12 protein-coding genes and 1 pseudogene are annotated in these 11,685 nt (G+C 70.7%); 5 read left to right on the forward strand and 8 right to left on the reverse strand.

All coding sequences use genetic code 11. The annotated features are described in order from the left end of the window. Positions 1-23: 23 nt before the first annotated feature. From AB0878_RS44390 to AB0878_RS44410, 5 genes are read left to right on the forward strand one after another with little or no spacing between them, the layout of a single operon-like run. Positions 24-1,145 carry a mandelate racemase/muconate lactonizing enzyme family protein gene (locus tag AB0878_RS44390; protein WP_366588430.1) on the forward strand — a complete coding sequence of 374 codons (1,122 nt, stop codon included), beginning with the start codon at positions 24-26 and terminating at the stop codon, positions 1,143-1,145. Between the two features lie 5 nt (positions 1,146-1,150). Beyond that, a complete protein-coding gene (locus AB0878_RS44395) occupies positions 1,151-2,332 on the forward strand; it encodes an iron-containing alcohol dehydrogenase (protein ID WP_366588433.1) in 1,182 nt (393 codons plus the stop codon). After that, entirely contained in the window at positions 2,302-4,380 is a 2,079-nt protein-coding gene (locus AB0878_RS44400; protein WP_366588435.1) for an acetate--CoA ligase family protein, read from the forward strand. The genes AB0878_RS44395 and AB0878_RS44400 overlap by 31 nt, the downstream gene beginning before the upstream one ends. Positions 4,381-4,397: 17 nt before the next feature. Then, a complete protein-coding gene (locus AB0878_RS44405) occupies positions 4,398-4,799 on the forward strand; it encodes a carboxymuconolactone decarboxylase family protein (RefSeq protein ID WP_285972464.1) in 402 nt (133 codons plus the stop codon). Continuing rightward, positions 4,780-5,904, forward strand: coding sequence for a MaoC family dehydratase N-terminal domain-containing protein (locus tag AB0878_RS44410; protein WP_366588437.1), 1,125 nt, complete (start codon positions 4,780-4,782; stop codon positions 5,902-5,904). The genes AB0878_RS44405 and AB0878_RS44410 overlap by 20 nt, the downstream gene beginning before the upstream one ends. A 46-nt stretch (positions 5,905-5,950) precedes the next feature. Here AB0878_RS44410 and AB0878_RS44415 read toward each other — a convergent pair whose 3' ends face one another. The 8 genes and pseudogenes from AB0878_RS44415 to AB0878_RS44450 all read right to left on the reverse strand — a co-directional run. Continuing rightward, positions 5,951-7,261, reverse strand: a complete 1,311-nt coding sequence (locus tag AB0878_RS44415) for an MFS transporter (RefSeq protein WP_366588439.1) — start codon at positions 7,259-7,261, stop codon at positions 5,951-5,953. A gap of 37 nt (positions 7,262-7,298) precedes the next feature. Further along, positions 7,299-7,877, reverse strand: coding sequence for an NAD(P)H-dependent oxidoreductase (locus AB0878_RS44420; RefSeq protein ID WP_366588441.1), 579 nt, complete (start codon positions 7,875-7,877; stop codon positions 7,299-7,301). Positions 7,878-7,890: 13 nt separating this feature from the next. Next, the gene (locus AB0878_RS44425) at positions 7,891-8,691 is read right to left on the reverse strand and encodes a tryptophan 2,3-dioxygenase family protein (RefSeq protein WP_366588443.1); all 801 of its coding nucleotides are present in this window, start codon (positions 8,689-8,691) and stop codon (positions 7,891-7,893) included. Continuing rightward, the gene (locus AB0878_RS44430; RefSeq protein ID WP_366588445.1) at positions 8,688-9,704 is read right to left on the reverse strand and encodes an amidohydrolase family protein; all 1,017 of its coding nucleotides are present in this window, start codon (positions 9,702-9,704) and stop codon (positions 8,688-8,690) included. The genes AB0878_RS44425 and AB0878_RS44430 overlap by 4 nt, the downstream gene beginning before the upstream one ends. Then, positions 9,704-10,234 carry a 3-hydroxyanthranilate 3,4-dioxygenase gene (locus AB0878_RS44435; RefSeq protein ID WP_366588447.1) on the reverse strand — a complete coding sequence of 177 codons (531 nt, stop codon included), beginning with the start codon at positions 10,232-10,234 and terminating at the stop codon, positions 9,704-9,706. Before AB0878_RS44435 ends, AB0878_RS44430 begins: the two co-directional genes overlap by 1 nt. A 1-nt stretch (position 10,235) precedes the next feature. Beyond that, positions 10,236-10,667, reverse strand: a complete 432-nt coding sequence (locus AB0878_RS44440) for a RidA family protein (protein ID WP_366588449.1) — start codon at positions 10,665-10,667, stop codon at positions 10,236-10,238. After that, on the reverse strand, positions 10,664-11,434 hold the full coding sequence (locus AB0878_RS44445) for a fumarylacetoacetate hydrolase family protein (protein ID WP_366588451.1): 771 nt from the start codon (positions 11,432-11,434) through the stop codon (positions 10,664-10,666). The genes AB0878_RS44440 and AB0878_RS44445 overlap by 4 nt, the downstream gene beginning before the upstream one ends. After that, a pseudogene (locus AB0878_RS44450) lies at positions 11,431-11,685 on the reverse strand (4-hydroxy-2-oxovalerate aldolase); the annotation flags it as partial. The gene AB0878_RS44445 and the pseudogene AB0878_RS44450, both read right to left, overlap by 4 nt.

The raw sequence follows: 11,685 nt of genomic DNA on the forward strand, positions 1-11,685 counted from the left end.
ACTCCCCCGGAGGTGTGCGACAGGTGACAACCAGCAAGATCTCCTCGATCGACGTCATCCCGTTCCGGATTCCCCTGAAACACGAGGTGAAGTTCGCGACGGGCCGGCTGACCCACGCCGAGCACCTGCTCGTGCGCGTGCGCACGGCCGACGGTGTGGTCGGCCTGGCCGAGGCCATCCCCCGGCCGATGATCTACGGCGAGACCACCGTGTCGATCGCGCACGTGATCGACACGATGATCGCCCCCGCCGCGCAGTCGCTCGACCTGCTCGGCACCGAAGAGCTCGGCCACCGGCTGCGCCACCTCGCCGGCAACCCGACCGCCCGCGGCGCCGTGGAACTGGCGATGTTCGACGCCTTGGGCAAAACGCTCGCTGTCTCCTGCCACGACCTGCTCGGCGGCTACGCGCCGGAGGTCCGCTGCACGGCGATCCTCGGCGCGGGCACGATCGACGAGGTCGTGGCCGAGACCGCGGCGCTGCGCGCGGAGCACGGCATCACCAGCTACAAGGTCAAGGTCGGCCTGGACCTCGACCGCGACGTGCGGCTGGTCGCGCAGCTGCGGCAAGAACACCCCGACGCGTTGATCTACGTCGACGCCAACCACGGTTACTCCGCGGCCGACGCGATGACCTTCCTGGAATCCACAAAGGACTACCGGCTCGCGTGGATCGAGGAGCCGTGCCCGGCCGAGGACGTGCTCGGGCGCGCCGACGTGGTCGCCAAGTCGACCGTGCCCGTGCTCGGCGACGAGAGCTGCACGACGCCGCGGGAGGTCGCCACCGAGATCCTGGCCCGGCGCTGCACGATGATCAGCATCAAGCTGGCCCGCACGGGGATCCGCGCGTCGACGCGGATCCGCGAGTTCTGCGCGGCCGTCGGCGCGCAGGCGATCGTGGGCAGCCAGGGCGACTCGGCGATCGGCACGTACACCAGCGCCGCGTTCGCCGCCGCCAGCCCCGTGACGGCGCAGCACCCGGCCGAGCTGGCCTACCTGCTCAACCTCGACGGCGACCTCGTGGTCCGCCCGCCCGAAATCCGGGACGGCGTGCTGCGGGTGCCCGCCGAACCCGGCTTCGGGTTCGAGATCGACGAAGCCGCACTGGCGCGTTTCCGGACCGACCGGCCCGGGGAAAGGAGCTGAACCGCGTGTTCCGTTACGACCAGGCAAGGCAGGTGCTCACCGTGGGGGCCGGCACGATCGCGACGGTGCCGGACGAGCTCACCGCTCTGTCCGCCCGTTCGGTGTGCCTCGTCGGCAGCCCGCGCTCGCTCGCGTCGGCCGCCGGGCAGGCGACGCGAGAAGCGTTGCGCGGCTTCGACGTCCGGCACGAGTTCGGCAAGATCGCGCCGCACGCGCCGATCACCGACACCGAGGCGATGGCGCGGCAGCTGCGCGACGACCCGCCCGACGCACTGGTGGCCGTCGGCGGCGGCAGTGTGAGTGACACCGCGAAAGCGCTTTCCATCCTGCTGGCCGAAGGATTTCCGCTCGAGGCCAAGTGCAGCACGTTCACCCCGCCCGATGTGCTCAAGCACGTGCAGCTCGACCAGCCGAAGATCCCTGTGCTCACGATCCCGACGACGTTGTCGGGCGCGGAGGTCACGCCCGGCGGCGGCGCGACGGACGCGCGTGGCATCAAACGCGTGTTCTGGGACCAGAAGGTCGCCTCGCGCGTGGTGGTGTACGACCCCGAGCTGTTCACCGACGTCCCGGCCGAGCTGCTCCTGACCACCGGCATGAACGGGCTCGCCCACTGCGCCGAAGCCCTGTACTCCAAGTCCGCGTCGCCGTTCACGGACGCGCTGGCGGCGGAAGGCGCCCGGCGGTTCGCGGAAACGCTGCCGCGGATCGGCGGTGCCACCGGGCCGCTGCCCGTCGACCTGCTGGAGGACGCGCTCACCGCCGCGGCCATCGGCGGCCTCGTCATCAGCAACGCACGAGTCGGCCTGCACCACGCCGTCTGCCACGTGCTCGGCGCCGCGTACGGCGTGCCGCACGGGGTGGCGAACTCCGTGATGCTGCCGTACGTCCTGGAGTACAACCACGACCACACCGAGGCCAAGCAGGCGATCCTGGCCCGCGCGCTCGGCGAAGGGCTCGGGGAGACGGGCCGCGCGGCGGTGCTGGCGGCAACCGTGCAGCGGCGTGCGGGCGTGCCGAGGACGCTGGCGGACACCGGCCTCGCCGAGTCCGACCTGGCGCGGGTGGCCGAGGAAGTCATGCAGGACCGCGGGTTGTTCTTCAACCCCAAGGGAGTTCCCGGCGCCGGTGCGGTGCTGGGCGTGCTGCGGCGCGCGTGGACCGGCACCGTGACCGGGGCCGCGTGATGGCGGAGCTCGCCACCGGGAGCGCGCTCGTCGACCTCGTCACCGCGCCCCGCAGCGTGGTCGTCGTCGGCGCGTCGGCCGACCCGGCCAAGCCCGCGGGCCGGCCGCTGGCCTACCTCAGCCGTTACGGGTTCACGGGTGACGTGTTCGTCGTCAACCCCCGCCACTCCGTCGTCGGCGGCTACCCGGCGGTGCCGGCCGTGCTCGACCTCCCCGTCGACGCGGCCGAGGCCGCCATCGTCAACCTGCCTGCCGACCAGGTGCCGAGCGCGTTGCACGACCTCGACAGCCGCGGTGTGCGGGCCGCCGTCGTGATCGGCAGCGGCTTCGAGCGCCCCGACAGCGCCCCGCGCCAGGAGCTCAACCGGTTCCTGGCCTCGCCCGACCGGCGGCTGCGGGTGATCGGACCCAACTGCGTCGGCACGATGAGCGTGGTTTCCGGTGCGCACCTGAACTTCTCGAGCGTGCTCGGCCGCGGGCCGGCGCGAGCCGGTTCGGTCGCGATGATCACGCAGAGCGGGGCGAGCGGCAACGGGCTGCTCATGTCGATCCTGCGCCGCGGCGGCGGCATCGCGCACTGGTTCAGCACGGGAGACGAGTTCGACGTCGGCGCGCTCGAACTGCTCGTGGGCGTGCTGGCGCGCGACGACGTGCGCACGGTCGGGCTGTTCCTCGAAGCCATCACCGACCTCGACTGGCTGCCGGCGGCCACCGAAGCCATCGCGCGCACCGGGAAACGGGTGTTCCTGGTCAAGATCGCCGACAGCGACCTCGGGCAGCTCGCCGCCGGCGGGCACACCGGGCGGGTGGTCGGGTCGAGCGACATCTCCCACGCGGTGCTGAAGCAGGCCGGGTTCGTGCGGGTGCCGGGCATCGCGGAGCTGGCCGACTGCCTGGTGACCGCGCAGGTGGTCGGCGAGCTGCCCGCGCGGCCGCGGATCGCCGCCGCGTCGGTGTCGGGGGCGGGGGCGGTGGTGCTGGCCGACCGCGTGCAGCAGGCGCCGGCGTTGTCGCTGCCGGAGCTGGGTTCTTCCACTCGCGTCCGGTTGCGGGAGGTGCTGGCGGACCGGGTCGAACTGCACAACCCCATGGACGTGCCGTTCCTCGGCGAGACCGAGACGTTCGCGCGCACGGTGGCAACGTTGTCCGAAGCGCCGGAATCGGACGTCGTCGTGGCCGTCGAGTCGAGCCTCGCGCACGACCGTGAGGTGCTGACCGAGATCCTCACCGCGCGATCCCCCGCTGCGAGTCCCGTCGTGCTGAGCCACCTCAGCGAGGACGACCCGATCCCGGAAAACCTCCTCGCGCGGCTCGCCGCGGCGCGGGTGGCCGTGGTCCCGACGCCGGAACGCGCGGTGCAGGCGCTGGGCCTCCTGGCGGGCGACGCGGGTGCTGAAGCCACGGCCGAACCCGCCGAAGACCTGACCGGGTACCTCGGCCTGCCGGACATCGCCGACTTACTGCCCGCGGACTTCCCCTGGGCGCCTTGGGTTTCCGCACCCGACCGGGCGGCCGCGGCGGAGGCGGCGGGCCGGTGGGGCTACCCCGTGGCGGTCAAGGCGGCCGGGCGGACGATCGCGCACCGGTCCGAGCTCGGCGCCGTCGCGGTGGTGCACGGCGAGGACCACCTCACGGCGGCGTACGAACGGGTCGCGAAGGTGTGCGCCGAGCACGGTGACGACGTCGTGGTGCAGCGGGGAGTCGGTTCGGGGCAGGAAGTGCTGGTGGCCGTCGTGCGCGACCCGGAGTACGGCCTGTCCGCCGTGCTCCGCCCGGGTGGCGTGAACGCCGAGCTGCTCGACGACCAGGTCGTGCTCTGGCACGGCTGGCCGCCCGAGCAACGGCTGGCGACGCTGCGGGAGTCCCGGCTCGGCGTGCTCCTGTCCGGCTACCGCGGCCAGGCGGCGAGTGACGTCGAGGCGCTCAACGCCGCGATCACCACCTTGTTCACGGCGCTGGCCGACCAGCCGGTGTCCTTTGTGGAGCTCAACCCCGTGCTCGTGCTGGCGGACGGGGTCCGTGCGATCGACGCGATCGGGCGGAAATGAAGGGTGAAGGGAAGAGCATGACCGCACAAGACAGGTTGCAGCACTACCAGGAGTCGCTGGGCAACATCCCGCCCGCCATCTCGACGATGTTCGCGATGGACGAGGGGTTCGCCGGCGACTACACCGACATCCGCGAGCGGATCTACACCCAGCACGCCGACGGGCTCTCCCTCGCGATGAAGGAGCTGCTGCTGGTCATGTTCGACCTGGCCGTGAGCAACGCCGGCGGCGCGATCAACCACCTGCGCGCGGCCAAGCGCGCCGGGCTGACCGCCGAGCAGCTGCGCGAGTCGCTGCAGATCGCGTTCCTCGTGCTGGGCGTGTCGGGCTGGGGCAAGGTCGGCTACAAGCTGTGGGCGGCCTGGGAGAACGACTTCGAGGAAGAGGGGGCGAGCACCAATGGCCACCACGCGTCTTGAGTTCAGCACCGAGATCACCGACGAGATGCTGTCGGAGGCGGCAGCGCTCGAAGGCCAGGAGATCCGCGTCGAACCGTGGAACAACGAGGCGACACTGGACACCATCCGCCACTACGCCTGGGGCCTCGGCGACCACAACCCGCTGTTCCACGACGAGCAGTACGCGGCGGCGAGCCCGCACGGTGGCGTGATCGCCCCGCCCACGTTCCTGTACTCCAGCTACGACGGTGCCGTCGGCCTCGGTTTTCCCGGGGTGCAGCCGATCTACGCCGGCACGGAGTGGGTGTTCCACGAGACGATCCACCGCGGCGACCGCATCCTGCCGAAGGCGCGGCTGGGGAAGGTGACCGTCCACAGTGGCCGCCACTCTGACCGGTTCGCCATCCAGCGCGTGCACACCGAGTACCGCCGCGAGAGCGACGGAGCGCTGCTGGCCGAGGCGCTGGCCAGCACGTTCCGCGTGCCGCGCGCATCGGCGTCCGGCGGGTTGTCGTACAAGGCCCGCGACAAGCACGTCTACCGCGACGAGGAGCTCGAGGAGATCCGCCGCTGGGCGACGACCGAGGCACGGCGCGGTACCACTCCGCGCAACCCGGCCGAAGTGCAGGTCGGCGACGTGGTCCCCGAGGTGGTGAAGGGACCGATCGACCAGATCACCATGACGGCCTACTACGCCGGCTGCATCGGTTCGCCCGGCTACAAGGCGGGCGAGATCTCGTGGCTGTACCGCACGTGGGCCGTCGAGGAGCCGGAGCGGCTGCCGAACAACTACGACCCCACGTACTTCAGCGAGCGCGTGCTGCCCAGCCTCGGGCACCAGGACCCCGAGGTGGCCAAGGAGATCGGCATGCCCGGCGCGTACAACAACGGCCCGCAGAAATGCGGCTGGATGGCGCACCCCGTGCTGAACTGGATGGGTGACGCCGGTTCGCTGCGCGAATTCTCCGTGCGCCTGCGCCGGCCGGACATCTTCGGCGACACCGTCTGGTGCGGCGGCGAGGTGACCGAGGTGCGGGACAACGGCGAGGTGCTGATCGCCTTGTCCGCGCGCAACCAGCTCGGCGAGCAGACCGCCGAGGGCAGCGCCCTGGTGCGCTTGGGCTGAGGCCCGGCGGGCGGCGCGGGTGTGCGCGCCGCCCGCCGGCACCTCGTCAGTCCACCGGCGCCGCGAGCGGGGTGGGGACTGTCCTCTTGCGACGGACGGACTCCGTCACCAGGAACACCGCCAGGAACGACACCGCGGCCATCAGCGCGAGGTACAGCGCGATCGCGTTGGCCGTCCGGAACTCGGCGAACAACGACGTCGCGATGATGGGCGCGAGAGCACCGCCGGCGACCGCGCCGATCTGGTAGCCCACCGAGACACCCGAGTAGCGGACGCTGGCGCCGAACATCTCCGAGAACAACGCCGGGCACGGGCCGTAGGTGAGGCTGAAGATGACCTGCGCGATGACGAGCGCCACGGTGATCAGCACCGGCGAGCCCGTGTTCACGAGCCAGAACATCGGGAAGCCCCACACCGCCAGCCCCGCGGCCCCGCTGAGGAACACCTTGCGCCGGCCGACGCGGTCGGACAACGCGGCGGCGGCCGGGATCGTGAGACCCGAGGCGACCGCGGAGATCAGCACGGCCACCAGGATCGTGCCGCGCGGCACGCCCAGGGCCTGCGTGGCGTAGGACAGGATGTAGACGGTGAGCAGGTAGTACGCGCCGCCGTTGATCACGGTCGCGCCGGCGGCGAGCAGGATCTGCTTCGGGTGCGAGCGCAGCAGTTCGAGCAGCGGCGCGCGCCGCCGGGCCGGCTCCTCCGAAGGCGTCGCTTGGGTTTCCGACGCGCGCGACTGGGCGTAGAGCCCGACTGCGATGAGCAGAATGCTGAGCAGGAACGGAATCCGCCAGCCCCACGCCAGGAACGCGTTCTGCGAGAGCGCGGCCGAGAGGATCAGGAACATCACGTTGGAGAAGATCAACGCGATCGGCACACCGAGCTGCGCGAAGCTGCCGTAGAACCCGCGCTTGCCCTCGGGCGCGCACTCCGTGACCAGCAGCACCGCGCCGCCCCACTGGCCGCCGAGCGCCAGGCCCTGGACCAGGCGCAGCACCACCAGCAGGATCGGCGCGGCCACGCCGAGGGTGGCGTAGGAGGGCAGCAGGCCGATCGCCGTCGTGGCCACGCCCATGATCATCATGGCCGTGACCAGCGCCGGTTTGCGGCCGAACTTGTCACCGAAGTGCCCGAACACGGCCGCCCCCACGGGCCGGATCAGGAAGCCGACGGCGAACGTGCTGAACGCGAGCAACGTGCCCGCGACGGAATCGACTGACGGGAAGAACAGCTTGTTCAGTACCAGCGCCGAAGCCGACGCGTAGATGAAGAAGTCGTACCACTCGATGGCCGAACCGGCGACGCTGACGAGGATGTTCTTTCTCATCTGCCGCGGCGGCGGGGACACCTGTGTCATGGGGGAACTCCGTTGTTCAGGGGACGGGGAAAGCGCTTCACCGGCCAAGCGAGGCCAGGGCGCGGCGGTGTTCGATCAGGTCGACCAGGCCGTCGACCACGGCGGTGAGGATCGCCGACGACGGCGAACCCTCCGGCAGCTCGCCGTCGGCGAGCGCCTGGTGGGCGTGGGGCAGCACGAACTCGGGCTGGCCGACCACGTCGGCGTTCATCTTGTGCAGCACCGAACGCAGGTTCAGCTGCGCGCGAATGGTGCCCAGCGGCCCCTGCGAAGCCCCGATGATCGCGACGGGCTTGCGGCCCAGCGCCGGACCTTCGTCGACGGGGCGGGAAAGCCAGTCCAGCGCGTTCTTCAGCACGCCGGGCATGGCCGCGTTGTACTCCGGGGTGGCGATGAGCACCCCGTCGGCCGTGCGGATCCGGTGGCGCAGCTGCGCGACGGCCGGCGGGGCCGGGTGTTCTTCGTCCTCGTTGAACGGCGGGATCGCCGCCAGGTCACCGAAGACGTCGAAGGAGAGCTCGGGCGGCGCGAGCTGCGTGACCGCCATGAGCAGGCGCGCGTTCAGGGAATCCTTGCGCAGGCTTCCGGACAGCGCGAGGATCGTCAAGTCCGACAAGGGTTTTCTCCCGTCACGATTCTTCCGGGTCCATCGACCACAGCTCGGGGAACGGCACCTCGACCACCGTCTGCACCAGCCAGTCGAGGCCGCTGGAGCCGTAGTAGCCGGGCCGGTGGCCGAACGTGCGGCGCGTGGCCACGAGGTGCAGGTGCTTGTACTCGGCGTAGCCCTCCGCGATCTTCATCAGGGCCTCGCCGCAGAACCGCAGGTCCACGAGCGCGGGGTCGCCGCCGTAGAAGACCGTGGTCCACGCGCGCACCACGTCGGGGTGCGACTCGTGTTCCTCCTGCGGGTCACGCTTCACGACCGAGTCCGGAATGGACAGTCCACGCCGGCTCAGCAGCGCCAGCGCCTCGTCGTAGACGCTCGGCTCGCGCAGGGTCGTCAGCAGCGACGAGTGCTCGTCCGGCATCGACGACACGGGGTCGGCCAGCGCGTGCGGGCGGATGCCCAGCAGGAACACCAGCTCGCGGTACTTCCACGACTGCAGCGACGAAGACTTGCCGTGCACGGACCCGAGGCCGTTCTTGATCGGCAGGAAGTCGCCGACGGTCATCCACTCCAGCGACTTCCACGACGCGTTCAGCCCCGCGAAGTGGTCCGCCGCCCGGCGCAGGGCCGCCGCGGCCGACGGGGTCTCGCCGTCCCGGAAGTGCTGCGCGGCGAAGCGCAGCTCCGTGGTGATCAGGCCGAAGTACAGCTCCTGCACCTGGCACACCACGAGGAACGACCGCTCGCCCTCCAGGTCGGTCACCGGCTCCTGCAGGGTGTGCAGGACGTCGGCCTTGAGGTAGGAGTTGTACGCGGTCATGTCGTGACCTCCTCGGGCAGGGAGAGGAACCGCGCGGCGTTGCCACCGAGCAACAGGCCGCGTTCGGCTTCGGACAGGAACTGTGCTTTGCGCACCACCTGGCCCACCGGCCGTTCGCCCAGCGGGTACGGGTAGTCGCTGCCGAGCAGGATGTTCTCCACGCCGACGACGTCGACCAGCAGCCGCAGCGCCGACGGGTCGAACACCACGCTGTCCACGGAGAACCGGCCGAGGTAGCTCGACGGCGGGTTGGCGGAGCCGCCGATCACGTCGTGGCGCTCGTGCCAGGCGTTTTCGAGCCGGCCGAGCCAGAACGCGAACGAGCCGCCGCCGTGGGCGAAGCAGATCTTGAGCGTCTCGGGCACCTGGTCGAACACGCCGCCGAGGATCATGGCCAGCAGCGAAAGGTGCGTCTCCGCCGGCATCCCCGTGAGCCACTGCGACATCCAGCGGCTCAGCCGCGGCGAGCTCGGCATGTCCCACGGGTGCACGAACACCGGCACGCCCTTGGCCGCGCAGTGCTGCAGGAACGTGACGATGCCGGCGTCGTCGAGGTCGCGGTCGCCCACGTGGTTGCCGATCTCGACGCCGCGGTGGCCGGCGGCGAGGCACCGGTCGAGCTCCTCGCACGCGAGATCCGGGTCCTGCAACGGAACCTGGCAGAACGGCAGCAGCCGTCCGGACGCCGGTTCGCAGATCTCCAGCGCGAGGTCGTTGAAGACCTTCGCGATCCGCACGGCCTCGGCGGGCGTGCGGTCGTAGGAGAAGAACACCGGCGTCGGCGACACGACCTGCACGTCGACCTGGTCTTCGCCCATCTCACGCAGCCGCTCGCCCGCGTCCCAGCAGTTGGCGAGGACGCGCCGGAACTCGCGCGAGCCGACCATGATGGTCGCCTCGCGCTCGTTCTCGACGCGCAGCCACGGCAGCGTGCTCTCCTCGACCGGGCCGTCGCCCAGCGCCGGCCAGCCGCGCGGGACGAAGTGTGTGTGGACGTCGATCACCTGGGGCATCAGAGCGCGGACCTTCCGGGGTGCACCGTGCCGCAGTTGGCGCACTTGCGCAGGGACTCGTCTTCGTAGAACTGCTCGAACACCGGCGGCAGGTCCTCGACGATGTCACGCACCTGCAGTTCGACCTCGTGCACGAGGTGTTCGCAGTTGAGGCAGTACCACTGGAACTTCTCCAGCGTGCCCTCTTCGCGGACGCGCTCGATCACGACACCGATCGAGCCGGCCTCGGGGCGCTGCGGCGAATGGGGCACGTTGCCGGGCAGCAGCCACATGTCACCCTCGCGCACGTGGACGGTCTGCTGTCCCTCGTCGGTCATCACGTTCACGTGCATGTTGCCCTTGACCTGGTAGAACCACTCCTCGTACGGGTCGACGTGGAAGTCGGTGCGCTGGTTGGGCCCGCCGACGACCTGCACGATGAAGTCGCCCGTGCGTTCCCACATCTGCTTGTTGTTGACCGGCGGCTTGAGCAGGTGCTGGTGTTCCTCGACCCACGCGGCGAAGTTGAAAACGGGGTTGATGTCGGTCATTTCAGTTCCCTCCACTGGATTCACGCGGCACGTGGGCGACGGCCTGGATCTCGATGAGCAGGTGCGGGTGCGGCAGCTGGTGCACGGCGACCGTGGTGCGCGTCGGACCGTTCTCGTCGAAGTAGCGGCCGTAGACCTCGTTGTAGCCACCGAAGTCGTTCATGCTGACCAGGTAGCTGGTCACCTGCACGACGTCGTCGAGGCTCGCGCCGACGGAACCGAGGATGTCGTCGATGTTGTCCAGCACGGCGGCGGTCTGCACGCGGATGTCGAGCGTCGTGGTGCCGAACTCGTCGGCCTCGGCCCCGGCGAACGTGTTGTCCGGCAGGCGGCTGCTCGTGCCCGAGACGAACACGAGGTCGCCGGCGCGTTTGAGGTGTGGGAAGCGGCCGCGGGGTTTGGCCTTGTCCGCGAGCGTTTTGGCTTCGGTCATCGGGGTGCTCCCTGCAGTGCGACGGAGAAGCGGGCCCGGCCGAGGCCGGAGACGGTGGCGCTGACGTGGGTGCCGGCTTCGAGCGCCACCGCGGGGGTGGCCGCGCCGGCCAGCAGGACTGTGCCCGCGGCGAGCGGGAGGCCGTAGCGCTGGGCCATGCGGAAGGCGGCGGGGATCGCGCGCAGCGGGTCGCCGAGGATGGCGGCGGTCGAGCCGGCGCCGGCGATGCGTCCGTCCACTTCGAACACCACGCCGCGGTTGTCGAGCCCGGCTGCGAGCGGCTGCCACTGCCCGAGGACGACGGCGGCGGCCGAGGTGTTGTCGGCGACCACGTCGGCCAGCGAGAACTTGAAGTCGCGGTAGCGGGAGTCGATCACCTCGATCGCAGGGGCGACCGCGTCCACGAGGTCCGGGCCGGGCACCTCGCCGGGCTCGACGTCGCGGCCGATCCGGAACGCGACCTCCGGCTCGGCACGCGGGTGGATGAGGGTGTTCAGGTCGAGCTCGTCGCCGTCGGCCAGGACCATGCCCGAGGTGAGGCGGCCGATGATGACGTCGTCGACCCCCATCTGCGCGGCCTTGGCCTTGCTGGTGAAGCCGAGCTTGACCCCGAAGTGGCGCTCGCCTCGGGCGAGGCGGCGTTCGACCAGCTCGCGCTGCACGGCGTAGGCGTCGTCCAGCGACAGCTCGTGGTCCGTGGACAGCTGCGCACACGGCTTGCGGGTGGTGGCGGCTTCGTCGAGCCGCGTCGCGAACTCCTCGATCACGCCGGGGCCGCCTCTCGCGTGGCCACGAGGTCGAGCGCGACGTCGACCAGCATGTCTTCCTGGCCGCCGACGAGGCCGCGCTTGCCGGCTTCGAGCAGGATCGCGCGGACGTCGAGGTCGTAGCGGCCGGCGACGCGTTCGGCGTGGAGGAGGAAACTGGAGTAGACGCCGGCGTAGCCCAGCGTCAGCGTCTCGCGGTCCACCCGCACCGGCCGCGTCTGAAGTGGACGGACGAGGTCCTCGGCCGCGTC

Origin of the sequence: Amycolatopsis sp. NPDC047767, assembly GCF_040704195.1 — a bacterium.
Taxonomy (GTDB): Bacteria; Actinomycetota; Actinomycetes; order Mycobacteriales; family Pseudonocardiaceae; genus Amycolatopsis.